At 68.6% G+C, this 19373-nt stretch carries 15 protein-coding genes; 11 read left to right on the top strand and 4 right to left on the bottom strand.

The window, feature by feature from the left end:
* Positions 1–608: 608 nt before the first annotated feature.
* From DY218_RS12220 to DY218_RS12205, 4 genes are all read left to right on the top strand, one after another.
* Positions 609–1301 (top strand): PadR family transcriptional regulator, encoded by a 693-nt coding sequence (locus DY218_RS12220; RefSeq protein WP_128555995.1) that lies wholly within the window; start codon positions 609–611, stop codon positions 1299–1301.
* 47 nt (positions 1302–1348) lie between these two features.
* Positions 1349–2431, top strand: a complete 1083-nt coding sequence (locus tag DY218_RS12215; protein WP_128555994.1) for an inositol-3-phosphate synthase — start codon at positions 1349–1351, stop codon at positions 2429–2431.
* A gap of 78 nt (positions 2432–2509) precedes the next feature.
* Positions 2510–3775 carry an MFS transporter gene (locus tag DY218_RS12210; RefSeq protein WP_128555993.1) on the top strand — a complete coding sequence of 422 codons (1266 nt, stop codon included), beginning with the start codon at positions 2510–2512 and terminating at the stop codon, positions 3773–3775.
* A 111-nt stretch (positions 3776–3886) separates the two neighbouring features.
* Positions 3887–4402 (top strand): LppU/SCO3897 family protein, encoded by a 516-nt coding sequence (locus tag DY218_RS12205; RefSeq protein ID WP_128555992.1) that lies wholly within the window; start codon positions 3887–3889, stop codon positions 4400–4402.
* 116 nt (positions 4403–4518) lie between these two features.
* Here the strand turns inward: DY218_RS12205 and DY218_RS12200 are convergent, their stop codons facing one another.
* Positions 4519–5985, bottom strand: coding sequence for a CCA tRNA nucleotidyltransferase (locus DY218_RS12200; protein WP_128555991.1), 1467 nt, complete (start codon positions 5983–5985; stop codon positions 4519–4521).
* Positions 5986–6195: 210 nt separating this feature from the next.
* Between DY218_RS12200 and DY218_RS12195 the strand changes: the two genes are divergently transcribed.
* The 7 genes from DY218_RS12195 (at position 6196) to trxA (ending at position 15962) form a co-directional block, all read left to right on the top strand.
* Positions 6196–8637 (top strand): DUF6049 family protein, encoded by a 2442-nt coding sequence (locus tag DY218_RS12195; RefSeq protein WP_128555990.1) that lies wholly within the window; start codon positions 6196–6198, stop codon positions 8635–8637.
* Positions 8638–8684: 47 nt separating this feature from the next.
* On the top strand, positions 8685–10835 hold the full coding sequence (gene murJ, locus DY218_RS12190; RefSeq protein WP_128555989.1) for a murein biosynthesis integral membrane protein MurJ: 2151 nt from the start codon (positions 8685–8687) through the stop codon (positions 10833–10835).
* Positions 10836–10963: 128 nt separating this feature from the next.
* Positions 10964–12688: a protein kinase family protein gene (locus DY218_RS12185; RefSeq protein WP_128555988.1), complete on the top strand. Its 1725-nt coding sequence runs from the start codon at positions 10964–10966 to the stop codon at positions 12686–12688.
* 28 nt (positions 12689–12716) lie between these two features.
* Entirely contained in the window at positions 12717–13451 is a 735-nt protein-coding gene (sigM, locus tag DY218_RS12180; protein ID WP_128555987.1) for an RNA polymerase sigma factor SigM, read from the top strand.
* Positions 13448–14419, top strand: a complete 972-nt coding sequence (locus tag DY218_RS12175; RefSeq protein ID WP_128555986.1) for an anti-sigma factor — start codon at positions 13448–13450, stop codon at positions 14417–14419. The genes sigM and DY218_RS12175 overlap by 4 nt, the downstream gene beginning before the upstream one ends.
* A gap of 201 nt (positions 14420–14620) precedes the next feature.
* Positions 14621–15580 (top strand): thioredoxin-disulfide reductase, encoded by a 960-nt coding sequence (gene trxB / locus DY218_RS12170; RefSeq protein WP_128555985.1) that lies wholly within the window; start codon positions 14621–14623, stop codon positions 15578–15580.
* A gap of 49 nt (positions 15581–15629) precedes the next feature.
* Positions 15630–15962, top strand: a complete 333-nt coding sequence (trxA, locus tag DY218_RS12165; protein ID WP_128555984.1) for a thioredoxin — start codon at positions 15630–15632, stop codon at positions 15960–15962.
* Between the two features lie 129 nt (positions 15963–16091).
* Here trxA and DY218_RS12160 read toward each other — a convergent pair whose 3' ends face one another.
* The 3 genes from DY218_RS12160 to DY218_RS12150 all read right to left on the bottom strand — a co-directional run bounded on the left by DY218_RS12160 (position 16092) and on the right by DY218_RS12150 (position 19193).
* Positions 16092–16709: a GNAT family N-acetyltransferase gene (locus DY218_RS12160; RefSeq protein ID WP_128555983.1), complete on the bottom strand. Its 618-nt coding sequence runs from the start codon at positions 16707–16709 to the stop codon at positions 16092–16094.
* A gap of 325 nt (positions 16710–17034) precedes the next feature.
* Positions 17035–18120: a ParB/RepB/Spo0J family partition protein gene (locus DY218_RS12155; RefSeq protein ID WP_128555982.1), complete on the bottom strand. Its 1086-nt coding sequence runs from the start codon at positions 18118–18120 to the stop codon at positions 17035–17037.
* On the bottom strand, positions 18117–19193 hold the full coding sequence (locus DY218_RS12150; protein ID WP_128555998.1) for a ParA family protein: 1077 nt from the start codon (positions 19191–19193) through the stop codon (positions 18117–18119). The genes DY218_RS12155 and DY218_RS12150 overlap by 4 nt, the downstream gene beginning before the upstream one ends.
* Positions 19194–19373: the final 180 nt, after the last annotated feature.

Below are 19373 nucleotides of genomic sequence, written 5' to 3'. Positions count from 1 at the left end.
CGGCGCCTGCCGCCGGAGCCGGCGCTGCGCTGCGCGGCTCGCCGGGCCTCCGCCCGGCCGCCGTAGGGACGGTCCTCGCCTCCGGAAGGTCCGTAGGAACCTGAGGGAGATCCGGTGGCGCCTCGCGGCGCGGCGCGGCGTCCGGAAGAGGCTCCGGTGACGCCATGCCTTGCCGCGGCACGTCCGCCGCCCTGGGGCTGCGGCGGTTTGCGACGGTGCTCGCTCATCGAACGACTACTCCTCGGGCAGGCGCGCCAGGTGCGCCTGGAAGCGGCAGGTGTATTCCGGTCCCCCCGATGTACGGACGCGCCCCTGTTGCGGCTCGATCCGCACAGCACCCGGTACATCCAAAACGCAGACGCCGCGTGGCGTCACGTGGTTCCCGGTGGCATGCATGGGGACACAGTACGCACCGTCAAAACCCACCTAGCCCTGAAGTTCACCCCAAATCAGGCACTTTGCTTCATGCGAATCGGTGATGTGACGCCGTTCACCGTGACCCCTCTTGCCGCATCCGGATGGCCGTTCTATCGTCGAGATGTATCGAGTCGATACATCAGCTCGACATAAAGTGCGCGAACACATCGGGATTCGGGGAGGTGCCAGGGATGAGCAGACGCTCCGGAATCCTCGAGTTCGCCATCCTCGGCCTGCTCCGCGAATCCCCGATGCACGGCTACGAGCTGCGCAAACGACTCAACACCTCGCTGGGGGTCTTCCGGGCCTTCAGCTACGGATCGCTGTACCCCTGCCTCAAGACGCTGGTCGCCAACGGCTGGTTGATCGAGGAATCGGGGGGCGCAGCAGAGGATCCCCTCGCCGCACCGCTCACCGGCCGTCGCGCCAAGATCGTCTACAGGTTGACGGCGGAGGGCAAGGAGCACTTCGAGGAGCTTCTCTCCCAGACCGGACCCGACGCGTACGACGACGAGAGCTTCGCCGCTCGCTTCGCCTTCTTCGGACAGACGTCGCGAGACGTACGTATGCGGGTCCTTGAAGGACGCCGGAGCCGGCTCGAGGAGCGTCTGGAAAAGATGCGCGCCTCCCTGGCCCGGACCCGGGAGCGTCTGGACGACTACACACTCGAGCTGCAGCGGCACGGCATGGAGTCCGTGGAGCGCGAAGTGCGCTGGCTGAACGAGCTCATCGAGAGCGAGCGCTCGGGGCGGGATCGGCGACGATCCCCGTCCGCCCCCTCGGGGGACGACGCCGCTCAGCAGGACACATCTGGAGAGACGGGCGGCCTGCCCCGGCACCGGGACAGCACCCGGCCGGATCCGTCCGACGACACCGCCACGTGAAGCCCGCATCGCTGGGCCTCACCAAGAACACACAGGGAGCAACCGGAATGGGTTCGGTTCGCGTAGCCATCGTCGGCGTGGGCAACTGCGCCGCCTCGCTGGTCCAGGGCGTCGAGTACTACAAGGACGCCGACCCGGACAGCAAGGTCCCGGGTCTGATGCACGTCCAGTTCGGCGACTACCACGTGCGGGACGTCGAGTTCGTGGCCGCCTTCGACGTGGACGCGAAGAAGGTCGGTCTCGACCTCGCGGACGCCATCGGGGCCAGCGAGAACAACACCATCAAGATCTGCGACGTGCCGAGCACCGGCGTCCAGGTCCAGCGCGGTCACACCCTCGACGGCCTCGGCAAGTACTACCGCCAGACCATCGAGGAGTCCGCCGAGGAGCCGGCCGACATCGTCCAGGAGCTCAAGGACAAGCAGGTCGACGTCCTCGTCTGCTACCTGCCCGTCGGTTCCGAGGACGCGGCGAAGTACTACGCCCAGTGCGCCATCGACGCCAAGGTCGCCTTCGTCAACGCCCTTCCGGTCTTCATCGCCGGCACCAAGGAATGGGCCGACAAGTTCACCGAGGCCGGTGTCCCGATCGTCGGTGACGACATCAAGTCGCAGGTCGGCGCGACCATCACGCACCGTGTGATGGCCAAGCTCTTCGAGGACCGCGGCGTCCGCCTCGAGCGCACCATGCAGCTCAACGTCGGCGGCAACATGGACTTCAAGAACATGCTGGAGCGCGACCGCCTCGAGTCCAAGAAGATCTCGAAGACCCAGTCCGTCACCTCCCAGATCCGCGACCGCGAACTGGGCGACGACAACGTCCACATCGGCCCGTCCGACTACGTGGCCTGGCTGGACGACCGCAAGTGGGCGTACGTCCGCCTCGAGGGCCGCGCCTTCGGCGAGGTCCCGCTGAACCTGGAGTACAAGCTCGAGGTCTGGGACTCCCCGAACTCCGCGGGTGTCATCATCGACGCGCTGCGCGCCGCGAAGATCGCCAAGGACCGCGGCGTCGGCGGCCCGATCCTCTCCGCGTCCTCGTACTTCATGAAGTCCCCGCCGGTGCAGTACTTCGACGAAGAGGCGTACGCGAACGTCGAGAAGTTCATCAACGGCGAGGTCGAGCGCTGAGGCGCCTGATCCACCAGCCTTCTCGGGGCCCCTGGGCAATGTGCCCGGGGGCCCCGCGGGTATGTGAGGCTGTGCCCCATGCCCCTCGTGCGTGACCTGCGCGTACTGCTGCACTTCAGGTACTTCCGGCGGCTGCTCGCTCTGCGGCTGCTCTCCCAGTCGGCCGACGGCGTCTTCCAGGTCGCACTCGCCACCTATGTGGTCTTCTCCCCCGAGAAGCAGACCTCGCCAGCGGCGATCGCCTCCGCGATGGCGGTCCTGCTGCTGCCCTATTCGTTCGTCGGCCCGTTCGCCGGAGTGCTTCTCGACCGATGGCCGCGGCGGCAGGTCTTTCTGTACGGCAGTCTGCTGCGGGCCGCACTCGCCGCGGCGACCGCGCTGCTGATCCTGAGCAGCACGCCGGAATGGCTCTTCTACACCGCCGCGCTCTGCGTCACGGCCGTCAACCGCTTCGTCCTGGCAGGGCTTTCGGCCGCCCTGCCGCGCGTGGTCGACGGGGACCGCCTGGTGATGGCCAACTCGCTGTCACCCACGGCCGGCACACTCGCGGCCACCGCGGGCGGCGGACTCGCCTTCCTGCTGCGTCTGACGGGGCTCGACTCGGACGCCGCGGTGGTGCTGCTCTCGGCCGTCCTCTACCTCTGTGCGGGCCTCGCCTCGCTCCGGTTCCCCCGGACGCTGCTCGGCCCGGAGCCCGAACTCCTCAAGGCCGGCGTCGGGGAGGCCGTGGCGTCCACGGCGCGGGGTCTGGCCGACGGCGTACGGCATCTCGCGCAACGCCGGCCCGCCGCGCGTGTGTTGGCCGCGATGACCGCTCTGCGGTTCTGCTACGGCGCGCTGACCGTGATGGTCCTGATGCTCTGCCGATACGCCTGGCCCGCGGACGATGCCACGGACTCCGACGGGATCGCCCTGCTCGGTCTCGCAGTCGGGATCTCCGGTGCCGGATTCTTCGCCGCGGCCGTCCTGACGCCCTGGTCGGTGGGCCGGCTGCGCCCGGAGGGCTGGATGGCGTTCTGCGCCGGCTCGGCGGCGATCCTCGCGCCCGCGCTCGGTCTGCCCTTCGAGCCGGTCCCGATACTGATCGCGGCCTTCGTCCTCGGACTTGTGACCCAGGGCTCGAAGATCGCGACGGACACCGTGGTGCAGTCGTCGGTCGACGACGCCTATCGCGGCCGGATCTTCTCCGTCTACGACGTGCTTTTCAACGTCGCCTTCGTCGGAGCGGCCGGCGTCGCCGCTCTCGTACTCCCGCCGGACGGCCGATCGGTTCCGCTTGTCGTCACGGTCGCCGTGATCTACGCAGCAGTTGCTGCCTCTTTGACCCGATCTGCACGGCAGTAAGTGTCACATCAGTGATACAGGAGCCGATCTGGCTTCAGAGTTGCCGCCGGGGCCGGATAGTTTACGGACGTCATTTCGCGCCATCGCGTCTTCGTTCGAGGGGGACCCCCAGTGACCACTCCGCCGCCCCAGGGCCAGAATCCATTCGCTCAGGGCCAGAACCCGTACGGCCAGCAGGCACCCCAGGGCGGAGGCAACCCGTACGGCCAGCAGCCTCAGGGTGGGGGCAACCCCTACGGCCAGCAGCCGGGCCAGCCGGGTGGCGTGCCCCCGCAGTACGCCGGCACCCCGGCCCCGCCTCCGGCGCCGAAGCGCAGCATGAAGACCTACCTCCGTATCGGCATCGCCGTGGTCGCCGTCATCGTCGTGGCGGGCAGTTGGTGGGCCAGCCGGGATGACGCGCAGGCCGCCGAGGTCGGCGACTGCATGAGCATCGGCAATGAGAAGAGCTCGACCAACCCGGACCTCGAAGTTGTCGACTGCGGCGACTCCAAGGCCAAGTACAAGGTCGTCGAGCGCAAGGACGGCTCGACCGGCAGCTGTGACCTCAGCAAGTACTCGAAGTACACGCAGAGCGGCGGCAAGGGCGACTCGTTCACCCTCTGCCTCGAGGAGTACAAGGGCTGAACCAGCTCAACTGACGGGTCGGGGTGCTGTGTTTCACGTGAAACACAGCACCCCGACCCGTCTGCGAACGAGAACGGGGCCATGTTTCACGTGAAACATGGCCCCGTTTCACGCGTTCAGGACTGCGTCGCCCACCACTCCTTGAGGGCGCCGGCGGCGGCGTCGCGCTCCATCGGGCCGTTCTCCAGACGGAGTTCGAGGAGGAACTGGTAGGCGCGGCCGATCACCGGGCCGGGCCCGACGCCGAGGATCTCCATGATCTCGTTGCCGTTGAGGTCCGGCCGGATGGAGTCCAGCTCCTCCTGCTCCTGGAGCCGGGCGATCCGCTCCTCCAGACCGTCGTACGCCCGCGACAGGGCATTGGCCCGCCGCTTGTTGCGCGTGGTGCAGTCGGAGCGGGTCAGCTTGTGCAGCCGGCTGAGCAGCGGCCCGGCGTCCCTGACGTAGCGGCGGACCGCGGAGTCCGTCCACTCGCCCGTCCCGTAGCCGTGGAAGCGCAGGTGCAGTTCGACGAGCCGGCAGACGTCCTTCACCAGTTCGTTGGAGTACTTGAGGGCCGTCATGCGTTTCTTCGTCAGCTTGGCGCCCACCACTTCGTGGTGGTGGAAGGAGACCCGGCCGTCCTTCTCGAAACGCCGTGTCTTCGGCTTGCCGATGTCGTGCAGCAGAGCCGCCAGACGCAGCGTGAGGTCCGGCCCGTCCTCCTCGAGAGCGATCGCCTGCTCCAGAACCGTCAGCGAGTGCTCGTAGACGTCCTTGTGGCGGTGGTGCTCGTCGCTCTCCAGACGCAGCGCCGGCAGCTCCGGAAGGACACGGGCGGCGAGACCCGTGTCGACGAGCAGGGTGAGGCCCTTGCGGGGGTGCTCGGACAGCAGCAGCTTGTTGAGCTCGTCACGGACGCGCTCGGCCGAGACGATGTCGATGCGCTCCGCCATCTCCTTCATCGCGGCGACGACGTCCTCGGACACCTCGAAGTCCAGCTGCGCCGCGAACCTCGCCGCCCGCATCATCCGCAGCGGGTCGTCCGAGAAGGACTCCTGAGGGGTGCTGGGCGTGCGCAGCACGCGCGCCGCGAGGTCGTCGAGGCCGCCGTGCGGATCGATGAAGTCCTTCTCCGGCAGCGCCACGGCCATCGCGTTGACGGTGAAGTCCCGCCGCACGAGGTCTTCCTCGATCGAGTCGCCGTAGGACACCTCGGGCTTCCGCGAGGTCCTGTCGTACGCCTCGGACCGGTAGGTCGTCACCTCGATCTGGTACGTCAGCTGATCCCCGTCGCCCTGCGCCGCCTTCTGGCAGCCGACCGTGCCGAAGGCGATGCCGACCTCCCACACCGAGTCGGCCCAGGGGCGGACGATCTTCAGTACGTCCTCGGGCCGCGCGTCGGTGGTGAAGTCCAGGTCATTGCCGAGCCGTCCCAGGAGCGCGTCCCGCACCGAGCCGCCGACCAGGGCGAGGGAGAACCCGGCCTCCTGGAAACGGCGGGCGAGATCGTCGGCGACGGGGGACACCCGCAGGAGTTCGCTCACCGCGCGGCGCTGCACCTGGCTGAGGGCACTGAGGTTGTCTTCATTGGCGTTCGGCACAACAGAAAAGGGTACGTGCCCCGCGCCACCGGCTCCGCCCTCTTTTTCGCCCCAGCGGCCCGATCTGTTTCCCTCGTAGCGGCCGTACCGTCGCTGACCTGCTTCGCGATCATGTGGAGCAGTGCGCGGCACTCGGCCACAGCTGGCCTCGTTACCATGCGGGGACGCAAATGCGACGACCACTGACGACGACTAGGGACGGGCGAGCGCGTGGCCGAGGCGGCAGACTTCCAGGGGATGACTCCCTCACCTGCCCGCCGGCGGCTGAGGCGCATCGGAGCGGCCCTCGCGGCGGCCCCGATCCTCGCCGGGCTGCTGCAGGTGACCGCGGCGCCTCCGGCCCAGGCCGATTCGCCCGCCAAGGCGGCCGCCGCTCCCACCGGCTCCCGTACGGTCGATGTGTCGCTCGACTCCCTGACGCCGGCGGCCCCGGTCGACGGGGACACCCTCACCGTCTCCGGCACCGTGACCAATGAGAGTGCGCGGACGGTCACCGATGCCACGGTCGACTTGCGCGTCGGGCCGATGATGAACGCCCGCTCCATGATCGACAGTGCCGGTGAGCGCACCGGCTTCCTGCCCGGCTCCGACGGGACGGCCGTCGACGACGACTCGTACAAGGAGACGTTCAAGAAGCTCGCTCCGGGCGTCCCGCAGGACTTCTCCCTGTCCATCCCGGTCAAGGAGCTGGACCTCGGCGCGGACGGCGTGTACCAGCTGGGCGTGGCCCTCACCGGCCGCACCACGGCCCAGCCGTACGACCAGGTCCTGGGCATCCAGCGGACGTTCCTGCCCTGGCAGTCCGAGACGGCGAGCGAGCCCACCCGGACGACCATGCTGTGGCCGCTGATCTCCTCGACGCATCTGACGGCCGAGACGGGCTCCGACGAGCAGCAGACTCCGGTGTTCTCCGACGACCGTCTCGCCGAGGAGATCACCCCCGGCGGACGACTCGAGCAGATGCTGTCGCTGGGCCGGGACCTCCCGGTCACCTGGGTCATCGATCCCGATCTGCTTGCGTCGGTCGAGGCGATGACCGAGCCGTACAGCATCCGGAACCCCGAGGGCGGCGACCCCATCCCCGGCAAGAACCAGGCCGTCGCCAAGAAGTGGCTGAACGACCTGCAGACCGCCGTCAAGGACAAGAAGGTGGTCGCCCTCCCCTTCGCCGACCCCGATCTCGCCTCGCTCGCCCATCAGGGCAAGGGCGTCTCCGGCTCGCTCAGCCACCTGCAGGACGCGACGGATGTCGCGGCCCGCACCGTGAAGTCGATCCTGCACGTGGAGCCGAGCACCGACTTCGCCTGGCCGGCCGAGGGCGCGATCGACCCCTCGATCGTCGACGTGGCCACCTCCGCCGGGGCCGACACGGTCATCGCCCGCAGCGACAGCCTCCAGGAGCGGGGCGGTCTCCCCTATACCCCGACGGCGGCACGCCCCATCGGCGGTGGGACCACTGCGGTCGTGGCGGACGCGAACCTCTCCGAGCTCTTCCAGGGCGACATGACCGGAGCGGAGTCCTCGACTCTCGCGGTCCAGGAGTTCCTGGCCCAGACCCAGATGATCAATCTGCAGGACCCGGAGCGCGCCCGCAGCATCGTCGTCGCTCCCCAGCGCACCCCCTCCGCCAGCCAGGCGCAGTCCATGGCCCGGGCCGTGCAGGCCCTCGAAGGCGGGCGCTGGTCCCAGTCCGTGGACCTCACAGACGCGGCGAAGGCGAAGCCCGATCCGCAGGCCACCAAGCAGGTGCCGGGGCGTGGCAGCTATCCGGCGTCGGTACGCAAACAGGAGCTGCCCAAGGCGGCCTTCGAGGCGCTCCGGAACACGAAGGCGACACTCGACGGATTCAAGGTGATCCTCAGTGAGCCGGACCGGGTCGTGACGCCCTTCGGACGGGCCATCGACCGGGCGATGTCCAACTCCTGGCGCGGCCGGGCCGCCGAGGGGGAGCAGTACCGGGCCGGAGTGCAGAGCTATCTCGACGGTCTCACCAAGCGGGTCTCGCTGATCCCGAAGACCGAGGCCAAGCTCTCCGGGCGCAGCGCGACGATCCCCGTGACGGTGCAGAACAACCTGGTACAGGGCGTCGAGCACATGAAGCTGCGCCTGACGTCGACCAAGCCGAGGCGCCTGACGATCGGCGACGGGCCCTACGAGGAGCAGCAGGTCAAGATCGCCGGTGGCCACAGCCAGTCGGTGAAGTTCAACACCTCCGCCAACGCCAACGGCCGGGCGGCGGTGTGGGCCCAGCTCTTCACGGAGGACGGTCAGCGCTACGGCAGTCCGATCCGCTTCGAGGTGAACGTCACCGAGATCACCCCGACGGTGATGCTGGTCCTGGCCGGCGGCTTCCTGCTGCTCGTACTCGCCGGTTTCCGCATGTACACCCAGCGCAAGCGAGCGGCGGCGCAGCAGCCCTCGCAGGACGGCGACTCGGGGTCCGAGAGCGGGAACGACGACGGCAATGACGACGGCGGGAACGGAGACGACGGGGAAGGGAGCGACGGTGGCGCGGACACGTCCGACGACGATGACGAGCCCGAGCCGGCCGACGCGGGCGGCGATGCCCCGGACCAGCCGGGTGACCCGTCCCCGGACACCGCCGCGGAAAGCACCGGCCCGTCCGGCACGGGTGAGAGAGTGGACCGTTGATTGACGACCTGGCCGGTGGGCCGTGGGACCGATGAGGTGGGGTAAGCATGAACGCGCCGTACGACGGTGACCGCGGTCAGTCCGCGGGAGGCGGCGACCCCGCGGGCGGTCAGGTCCCCCCGCAGCCACCCGCCTCGGACATGTACGTCCAGGACGCCTACGACCAGGATCCCTACCGGGACCAGGATCTCGCTGCCCAGGACCCGGTGGGTGAGGCGCTGTACGACCGCGCCGCGCACCCTCCGCCGCCCCCGGGTTCCTACCCCGACCCGCAGGCGCTGTACGCCCAGCCGGCGCCCCCGCAGCATGCGCCCGACCCCCGGGTGTGGGCCCAGACGCCCCCGCCCGAGCCGGACGGTCCGACCCGCCACCTCCCGTACGGCGACGATGCCCGCACCACCCAGTTCGTCGGCGTCGACGACCTGGTCACCCGGGCGTCCGACGACCGGCACGAGCCGGACGCCTTCGCCCACCTCTACCGCGACCAGCAGGGCAGCGGAGCTCGCCCGCCGGCCGCCGGGGAGGGAACTCCGGAGCCGCCCGCGGGTCCGGCCCCGACGCCGCCGAAGAAGGGCGGCCGGGCGTCCAGCGTGCTGAAGTCCAGTGCGGTGATGGCCGCCGGCACGATGGTTTCCCGGCTGACGGGGTTTGTGCGGTCGGCGCTGATCGTTTCCGCGCTCGGAGTCGGGCTCCTGGGTGACACCTTCCAGGTGGCCTATCAACTGCCGACGATGATCTACATCCTCACCATCGGCGGCGGTCTGAACTCCGTGTTCGTACCGCAGCTGGTGCGTTCCATGAAGGAGGACAGCGACGGCGGGCAGGCGTACGCCAACCGGTTGTTGACGCTCGTCATGGTGGCGCTGGGGGCACTCACGCTCCTCGGGATGGTGCTGGCCCCGCTGCTGATCCGGCTGCTTTCCGGCTCTGTCGCCTCGGATCCGGCGGCGAACGACGTTGGCGTCACGCTGCTCCGCTATTTCCTGCCGACGATCTTCTTCATGGGCATCCATGTCGTCATGGGGCAGATCCTCAATGCCCGCGGCCGCTTCGGCGCGATGATGTGGACGCCGGTGCTGAACAACGTCGTGATCATCGCGACGCTCGGCATGTTCCTCTGGGTCTACGGCTCGGCCGCGGACTCCCGGATGACCGTCCAGTCGCTGCCACCGGAGGGCGAGCGGCTGCTCGGATTCGGTGTTCTGCTCGGTCTCGTCGTGCAGGCTCTTGCGATGATCCCGTACCTCAAGGAGACGGGCTTCAAGCTGCGCCTGCGCTTCGACTGGCGGGGCCATGGGCTCGGCAAGGCGGCAAGGCTCGCCAAGTGGACCATGCTGTTCGTCCTCGCCAACCAGGCAGGCGCCATCGTCGTCTCCCAGCTGTCCACCGCATCCGGAAAGCAGTCGCCCGTCGACGGCACCGGATTCGCCGCGTACGCCAACGCCCAGCTGATCTGGGGGCTGCCGCAGGCCATCATCACGGTGTCCTTGATGGCCGCGCTGCTCCCACGGCTCTCGCGGTCGGCCAACGAGGGCGACACCGGCGCCGTACGCGACGACATCTCGCAAGGGCTGCGGACCACGGCGGTCGCCATCGTGCCGATCGCCTTCGCCTTCGTCGCGCTCGGCGTCCCGATGTGCACTCTGGTCTTCGGGTCCTCCGGCGGCGCCACGTCCATGGGCTACATGCTCATGGCCTTCGGCCTCGGCCTCATCCCGTACTCCGTGCAGTACGTCGTGCTCCGTGCCTTCTACGCCTACGAAGACACCCGCACGCCGTTCTACAACACGGTCATCGTCGCCATCGTCAACGCTGCCGCCGCAGGCCTCTGCTACGTACTGCTGCCCGACCGCTGGGCCGTGACCGGCATGGCCGCCGCGTACGGCATCGCGTACGCGATCGGCGTGGGCGTCGCCTGGCAGCGGCTGCGCAAGCGGCTCGGCGGCGACCTCGACGGTGCTCACGTCATCCGCACCTATGCCCGCCTGGCGCTGGCCTCGGTACCGGCCGCGGTTCTCGGCGGCGGCGCTGGGTACGCGATCACCCAAGGGCTCGGGCAGGGCGTCATCGGCTCCCTCGCCGCACTGATCGGCGGTGGCGTGGTGCTGCTCGGCATCTTCTTCGTGGCCGCGCGCCGCATGCGGATCGAAGAGCTCAACGCCCTCGTCGGCATGGTCCGCGGCCGTCTCGGCCGCTGATTCCCGCCGAACCCCCGAGGGCCGCACAACCATCGTCGGCGGCTGCGTGTCGTGCATAGCAGCCGACTGTGGGCACAATTGGCTTTGGCGCTGTACGGCGCGCAACGGATGGGGAGGCAGGAACGACGGTGGCGGAACGGAGCACAGCTGCCGTCGATGTGGCAGCAGACGGTGACGAGGAGTCGCCGACCGCCGAGGCGGACCAGGCCACAGCCGACGGAGCGGCCCAGAGCCAGGACACAACGGCGGGCGACGACGACAAGGACCGGCCCGACGAGGCGGCGATCACCGACCCGCCGGATGTCGCGCCACCGGAACTGCACAGCGGCCACAAGCTCGCGAGGCGCTACCGCCTCGAGGAGTGCGTCACCCGTTTGGACGGATTCAGCAGCTGGCGAGCGGTGGACGAGAAGCTGCGCAGGGCGGTCGGCGTCCATGTGCTTCCCGCCGAGCACCCGCGGGCCCGCTCCGTCCTTGCGGCTGCCCGCTCCTCCGCGCTCCTCGGCGACCCCCGCTTCGTCCAGGTCCTCGACGCCGTCGAGGAGGACGATCTCGTCTATGTGGTGCACGAATGGCTGCCCGACGGGGTCGAGCTGAGCGCCCTTCTCGCCACGGGCCCGCTGGAGCCGCACGACGCCTATCAGCTCGTCGCCCAGGTCTCGCAGGCGATGGCGGCCGCGCACCGGGAGGGCCTCGCTCATCTGCGGCTCACACCGAGCGCCGTACTGCGGACCTCCAGCGGCCAGTACCGCATCCGCGGCCTTGCGGTGAATGCGGCCCTGCGCGGCATCAGCTCCGACACCCCGCAGCTCACCGACACCGAAGCCATCGGCGCGCTCCTGTACGCCTCGCTGACCCAGCGCTGGCCGTACGAGGAGGACGCCTACGGGATGACGGGGCTGCCCAAGGGCATCGGCCTGATCCCACCGGATCAGGTACGGGCCGGCGTGCACCGCGGGCTGTCCGAACTGTCGATGCGCGCCCTGGTGCACGAGGGCGCCACGGCCTCCCGTCTCGATCAGCCCTGCACGACTCCCGAGGAACTCGCACAGGCCGTCGGCGAGATGCCGCGCATCCGCCCGCCGGAGCCGTCCTTCACCGCGCCCCCGGAGTACCAGCGCACGACGTACCAGCAGGGCGTGTACGGCAGGCCGTCCGCGACACCAGCGGCCGGCCGGGGTCAGGCCCTGCCGGCCAAGCCCCCGCCGCCGTTGAACGGAAGGACCGGGAAGGCGCTCAAGTGGGCCGTGTCCGCACTCCTGATCGCCGCACTCGGCCTCGGCAGCTGGCAGCTGGCGGACGCGCTGATGGAGCGGGAGAAGCCGTCGGACCCGGGGAACTCCGACACCCGCAGCGGCAACGACGGCGACAAGCAGTCCCAGGCGAAGCCACTGCAGATCAAGGACGCCCAGGAGTACGCGCCGGACGGCTCGCCACAGAGCGCGGCCAGCGTCTCCGGGACGTACGACAACGACAGTGACACCTTCTGGCGTACGAAGAGCTACCGCGACGGCCCGACTCTCGCCCCGTACAAGCAGGGCGTGGGCATCGTCTTCGACCTCGGCGCGAAGCACGACGTGTCCGCCGCGTCCATAGCTCTCCGGTACGGCGGTGACCACACAACGGCCTCGCTGTACGCGGCGGACTCCCTGTCGCCGTCGTCGTCCCTGAGCTCCATGGACAAGATCGGCACAGGCCGGACCAGCGCCACCAAGCTGAGCATCAAGGCCAAGGACGCCACCGCCACCCGCTATGTTCTCCTCTGGATCACCGATGTGCCGATGTCACCCCAGGATCAGTTCAGCGGCAGTGGGTACAAGCAAGCCATCACGGACGTGAAGTTCTCGGGCTGAGCGGATTACCGGGGGGAGGGGCTCGACGGTGGACGACCCGTACGTCGAGGTGAACGACCAGGAGCTCCTGGCACGGCATGTGGACGGCGACGAGCGCGCCTTCGGCGAGCTGGTGCGGCGGCATCGGGACCGGCTGTGGGCTGTGGCTCTGCGTACGCTCGGAGACCGGGAAGAGGCCGCGGACGCCGTCCAGGATGCGCTGATGTCGGCGTATCGGGCCGCGCACACCTTCCGCGGCCAGTCCGCCGTCACCACCTGGCTGCACCGGATCACGGTCAACGCCTGCCTCGACCGCGCTCGCAAGGCGGCCTCCAGGAAGACATCTCCCGTCGACGATGCTGAGCGCCTGGATCAGCTCCTCGAGCCACATGAATCCGCCGAGGCGCCGGCCGAGCGACAGGATCTGTATCGACAGGTGATCGCCGCTCTCGCCACCCTGCCTGCCGACCAGCGCGCTGCGCTCGTCCTCGTGGACATGCAGGGCTACCCGGTCGCCGAGGCGGCCGAGGTCCTCGATGTGCCGACGGGCACGGTGAAGAGCCGCTGCGCGCGGGGACGAGCCCGCCTGTTGCCGCTCGTGCGTCATCTGAGAGCGGGCCAGGCGGACCGGGCGGACACGACCGACAGCGGCGCGCGAGACGTCGACACGGGAGGGAACCGGACTCGTGGGGCATCCGTCCCACCCGCAGCAGGACCCAGAGACCGAGGACCAGGCAACCCGAGCAATCCGACTGTCGTGAAGGGCGGAGGTGGGCGAGCGTGACATCCACGACCGACACGGCCGAGCATCCGGACGTATCAGAGATCTCCGACCTCACCGAGGGATTGCTCGCCCAGCCCCGAGCCGATGAGCTCAAGCAGCATCTGGCCGGCTGTGAACTCTGCGCGGACGTGCACGCGTCCCTGACGGAGATCCGCGGTCTCCTGGGGGAGCTGCCAGGACCCTCGCGTATGCCGGCCGATGTCGCGGAGCGCATCGATGCAGCGCTCGCCGCTGAGGCTCTGTTGAGTGCGACGGCGCCTGATGACCGCGAGCCCACTGCAGAGCACGCGGATGAGGATCCGTCTCCCGTCGATGTTTCACGTGAAACCGGGCCGCGTGTTTCACGTGAAACATCGACTGGCCCTGCCCCGCATGCACCCGGCGGCCGTCCTTCAGGGCGCCCGCGGGGAGCGACCGGTCCAGGGCGATCCGGCGCTCCTCGGCGGCGCCGGCGCAGTGTCGCTTCCCTCGCGATCGGCGCCCTGGCCACCGTCGCCGCCATCGGTCTGGGTGCGCTCATGCTGCAACCGGACGGTCAGTCCTCGGACTCGGCCGCAGAGGCCGCGCAGAAGGACACTGCACAAGCCTTCTCGGACGGGGCGCTCAAGGACCAGGTGGCTGCGCTCGTCGCCCGCAGCACCTCCTCACCGCGCCCCGAGAAGGTGACCCCCAAGGGATCCGTCCAGGCGGAAGGCGACGGCCAGTCCCGAGGAGCGAGTCCGAACAAGCCGCTTCGCCAGCCGGAGCCGGAGGTGCCTGTCTGCATCCAGCGCGGCATCGACCGGGACACCCCGGCCCTGGGCATCCAGCGCGGATCGTACGAGGGGACCGGTGCATACCTCGTGGTGCTGCCCCATGAATCCGACCCCAGCCTGGTTTCCGCGTATGTGGTCGACGCCTCCTGCATCGACGAGGCTTCGTCCACGAAGGGTGAAGTTCTGCTGACGCAGTCCTATCCGCGCAGCTGAGCGGGGAGCGACCGGCGCCTGTCTCTCACTTCGGGGCGGACAGCTCGGACAGCGGACGTACGGGATCGGGCTGACACGCTCGGACGCCCGGAGCCGCCGGGAATGCATGCCCCGTAGGATCCGTTGGGTGGGGTGAGAGTCCCGAGCAGAGGGCTCACCCACCAAGGCAGCAGGTAGTCCGCAGAGACGAGGAATCCACCCGTGAGCGACGTCCGTAACGTGATCATCATCGGCTCCGGGCCCGCCGGCTACACGGCCGCGCTGTACACCGCGCGTGCATCGCTGAAGCCGCTGGTGTTCGAGGGCGCCGTCACCGCCGGCGGCGCGCTGATGAACACCACCGATGTAGAGAACTTCCCTGGCTTCCAGGACGGAATCATGGGCCCCGAGCTCATGGACAACATGCGGGCGCAGTCCGAGCGCTTCGGTGCCGAACTCGTCCCGGACGATGTCGTAGCGGTGGACCTGACGGGCGACATCAAGACCGTGACCGACACCGCGGGCACGGTGCACCAGGCCAAGGCGGTCATCGTCACCACCGGCTCCCAGCACCGCAAGCTGGGCCTGCCCAACGAGGACGCGCTGTCCGGTCGCGGTGTCTCGTGGTGCGCCACCTGTGACGGGTTCTTCTTCAAGGACCAGGACATCGCCGTGGTGGGTGGCGGCGACACCGCGATGGAAGAGGCGACGTTCCTCTCCCGCTTCGCGAAGTCGGTGACGATCGTGCACCGTCGGGACAGCCTGCGCGCGTCCAAGGCCATGCAGGACCGTGCCTTCGCCGACCCGAAGATCAAGTTCGCCTGGGACAGCGAGGTCGCCGCGATCCACGGCGATCCGAAGCTCACCGGTCTCACCCTGCGCAACACCAAGACGGGCGAGACCTCCGAACTGGCCGTGACGGGCCTGTTCATCGCCGTGGGCCACGACCCGCGCACCGAGCTCTTCAAGGGACAGCTCGACTTGGACGACGAGGGCTACCTGAAGGTCGAGGCGCCCTCGACGCGCACCAACCTCACGGGCGTCTTCGCCGCGGGTGACGTCGTCGACCACACCTACCGTCAGGCGATCACGGCAGCCGGCACCGGCTGCTCCGCCGCCCTGGACGCCGAGCGTTACCTCGCGGCCCTCGCCGACAGCGAGACCGCCGCTGTCACCGTCTGATCTCCCTCTGCCCTCTCACTGCCTCACCCCGATTCAAAGGAGCCCCGCCGTGGCCGGCACCCTCAAGAACGTTACCGACGACTCCTTCGACGAGGACGTCCTCAAGAGCGACAAGCCCGTACTGGTCGACTTCTGGGCCGCTTGGTGCGGTCCGTGCCGCCAGATCGCTCCGTCGCTCGAGGCCATCGCCGCGGAGCACGGTGACAAGATCCAGGTCGTCAAGCTCAACATCGATGAGAACCCGGCGACTGCCGCCAAGTACGGCGTGATGTCGATCCCCACGCTGAACGTCTACCAGGGCGGCGAGGTGGCCAAGACGATCGTCGGAGCGAAGCCGAAGGCCGCGATCGTGCGTGACCTCGAGGACTTCATCGCCGAATAAGCAGCCACCCGGCAACAGCGCCGACGCTGTTTCACGTGAAACGGGCCCGGCACCTCACTTCGAGGTGCCGGGCCCGTTCGCATGGCCGCGGCAGCGCTCTGGCGTGATGCCTCGAAGGCCCGGACGCTCCTAGAGGGGTCGCAGCACGGGTTCTTTCTGTACGGCGCCCAGCAGGCGATCCAGCGCCAGCTCGACGTCTTCCTTCCACGACAGAGTCGTCCGCAGCTCCAACCTCAGCCGGGGATAGGTGGGATGCGGGCGTACGGTCTTGAACCCGACGGCCAGCAGATGATCCGCGGGCAGCACACAGGCCGGCTCTTTCCACCGTGCGTCGCCGAACGCCTCGATCGCCTTGAACCCTCTGCGCAGCAGATCCTTGGCCACCGTCTGCACGATCACTCGGCCCAGCCCCTGCCCTTGGTAGCCGGGGGTGATCCAAGCGGTCATCAGCTGGACGGCATCGGGCGATACAGGGCTGGTGGGAAATGCTGTCGCCCGCGGCACATAGGCCGGTGGGGCGTAGAGCACAAAGCCGACCGGAACCTCGTCGACGTACACGACCCTGCCGCACGAACCCCATTCGAGAAGCACGGCCGAGATCCAGGCCTCCTTCTCCAGGTCCGGAGTCCCCGCCTTTACCGCTGCCTGACCGCTGACCGGATCCAGTTCCCAGAAAACGCATGTCCGGCAGCGCTTGGGAAGGTCGGGGAGGTTGTCCAGCGTGAGCGGTGCGAGCCGACGCCCCATGAAGGCAGTTCCTCACTTCCTCCGTCCGCCGCAGAGCGGGCTGCGGCCAACGCGCTCCGTTCCCGAAGGAGGCCGCCGACGAACCCGCCGACAACGCCGAGGCCCAGGCCCACGCTCATCAATCCGGTGCGGCTCACCGTTCGCATGGCACCTGTCTCCCTCTCCTGAGGTCCCGCCGGGTGAATGCGCTCCAACTGCTCGCATCGTATCGACCATGCGATTCCATCGATACCGCCAGAAAGTAAAGAGCGAGCCGTGTTCCGGTACACACCGGACACTGCTCGCTCTTCACCGAGGACTTGACTCACCCTGCTTCGCAGTCGGTTCAGCCCGCCTCGTCCTCGTCATCCACGGCCCCCTGGTCGAGCACAGGTCCCTCGCCCGGAGCCATCGTCGCCAGAATGCGCTCCAGGTCGTCCATCGAGGCGAATTCGACGACGATCTTGCCCTTCTTCTGTCCGAGATCGACCTTCACTCTCGTCTCGAACTTGTCCGACAGACGCGATGCCAGATCCGTGAGCGCGGGGGAGACTCGGCCCCCGGCCCGCGGACCCTTCGGCCGCTGAGCGCTCGTGGGCCGCGATCCCATCAGCGTGACGATCTCTTCGACCGCGCGCACGGACAGCCCCTCCGCGACGATCCGGTGCGCCAGCCTGTCCTGCTCCTCGGAGTCCTCCACCGACAGCAACGCCCGCGCATGGCCCGCCGAAAGGACACCGGCCGCCACTCGACGCTGGACCGCCGGCGAGAGCTTCAACAGCCGCAAGGTGTTGGACACCTGCGGACGGGACCGGCCGATGCGGTCGGCGAGCTGATCATGCGTGCAGTTGAAGTCCTTGAGCAACTGGTCGTAGGCCGCGGCCTCTTCCAGCGGGTTCAGCTGCGCGCGGTGCAGGTTCTCAAGGAGAGCGTCGAGGAGGAGCTTCTCGTCCTCGGTCGCCCGGACAATCGCCGGGATGCGCTCGAGCCCCGCCTCCCGACAGGCCCGCCAGCGGCGCTCACCCATGATGAGCTCATAGCGGTCGTTCTCCAGCTGCCGTACGACCACCGGCTGGAGAAGGCCCACCTCCTTGATGGAGGTGACCAATTCGGCGAGGGCATCCTCGTCGAACACCTCACGAGGCTGCCGTGGGTTCGGAGTGATGCTGTCGAGAGGAACCTCAGCGAAGTGCGCACCGGCAGGAGCGGCCGGGAGCTCCACGGCCTCCTGCTTGGGCTCCGCCGTTTCACGTGAAACAGGCGTCTGCGGCAGTGATGTGACCGCCGCCGCTGCCACACCCCGGTCCTGCGACACCAGAGGCACAGCCGCAGACGTCGACGCCGCGTCCTTCGAGCCGGACTTGTCCGGCGCCGGGGCAGCGGGGATCAGCGCGCCCAGACCGCGCCCCAAACCCCTACGTCGCTCGCTCATTGGATCCCCTCTGCCAGGTTCTGCTGTTCATTCGCCCCACTCGTGTGACCGGGGTGGGGCTCATACCGGATCTGGACTCCGCGGAGTGCCATCTCCCGGGCGGCCTCGAGATAGGAGAGCGCGCCGCTGGAACCGGGATCGTACGTGAGCACGGTCTGGCCATAGCTGGGGGCCTCGGAGATACGAACGGACCGCGGGATGCTGGTCCGCAGCACCTCCTCACCGAAGTGGTTGCGCACCTCGTCCGCCACCTGCGAAGCGAGCCGGGTCCGGCCGTCGTACATGGTGAGCAGGATGGTCGAGACATGGAGCGCGGGGTTGAGGTGTCCTCGTACGAGATCCACGTTCCTCAGCAGTTGGCCCAGGCCCTCCAGGGCGTAGTACTCGCACTGGATCGGGATCAGAACCTCGGCGCCGGCCACGAGAGCGTTGACCGTCAGGAGGCCGAGGGACGGGGGGCAGTCGATGAGGACGTAGTCCAGCGGCTGCTCGTACGCCTGGATGGCGCGCTGCAAGCGGCTCTCCCGCGCAACGAGCGACACCAACTCGATCTCCGCACCGGCGAGATCGATGGTGGCCGGAGCGCAGAACAGTCCCTCGACATCAGGGACCGGCTGGACGACTTCGGAGAGAGGCTTGCTCTCGACCAAGACGTCGTAGATGGAGGGGACCTCGGAGTGGTGGTCGATGCCCAGAGCCGTCGAGGCGTTGCCCTGCGGATCCAGGTCGATCACCAGAACACGCGCACCGTGCAGTGCAAGTGAGGCGGCGAGGTTCACCGTGGTCGTGGTCTTCCCGACCCCGCCCTTCTGATTGGCCACCACCATGACCCGTGTCTGCTCAGGCCGAGGCAGGCCTTCACCGGCACGGCCCAGGGCCTCCACGGCCAGTTGGGCCGCACGACCGATGGGGGTGTCGTCCATCGGGGTCGGTGTTTCACGTGAAACATCCTCCCCCGCCGTTTCGGTACGGGGGCCGGGGACCGGATCGGTCATCGGTCCCGCGATGTTGGCGTCGGACCGCAAGGATTCACTCTCCTCGACTTCAGGCTCGCAATGAACAGAGCCTCCCATGCCATTGGGGTGGCGAACCAGCGAGGCCCGGTCTTCTGTGGATGAATCCGCCTCTGTGGACAACTCCGTCCCCCCTGCGAGGGGTTTCCGATCGCGCGGAGTGGCTGCGCGACCGCGGCTGATGATCCCGTGCAACAGTGAGCGACGTTTCACGTGAAACACGATGCCCAGCCGCGTGCG

It is taken from the genome of Streptomyces triticagri, assembly GCF_003429565.1.
GTDB lineage: Bacteria > Actinomycetota > Actinomycetes > Streptomycetales > Streptomycetaceae > Streptomyces > Streptomyces triticagri.
The sequence above is the reverse complement of the archived record's forward strand: the minus strand, read 5'-3'. Positions and strand labels throughout refer to the sequence as shown.

Excerpts from the sequence above, each read along its gene's own strand:
- DY218_RS12220 (WP_128555995.1), top strand. The coding sequence starts at position 609 with ATGAGCAGACGCTCCGGAATCCTCGAGTTCGCCATCCTCGGCCTGCTC.
- DY218_RS12150 (WP_128555998.1), bottom strand. The coding sequence starts at position 19,193 with ATGGGAGGCTCTGTTCATTGCGAGCCTGAAGTCGAGGAGAGTGAATCC.
- DY218_RS12215 (WP_128555994.1), top strand. The coding sequence starts at position 1,349 with ATGGGTTCGGTTCGCGTAGCCATCGTCGGCGTGGGCAACTGCGCCGCC.
- murJ (WP_128555989.1), top strand. The coding sequence starts at position 8,685 with ATGAACGCGCCGTACGACGGTGACCGCGGTCAGTCCGCGGGAGGCGGC.
- DY218_RS12160 (WP_128555983.1), bottom strand. The coding sequence starts at position 16,709 with ATGGGGCGTCGGCTCGCACCGCTCACGCTGGACAACCTCCCCGACCTT.
- DY218_RS12155 (WP_128555982.1), bottom strand. The coding sequence starts at position 18,120 with ATGAGCGAGCGACGTAGGGGTTTGGGGCGCGGTCTGGGCGCGCTGATC.
- DY218_RS12210 (WP_128555993.1), top strand. The coding sequence starts at position 2,510 with ATGCCCCTCGTGCGTGACCTGCGCGTACTGCTGCACTTCAGGTACTTC.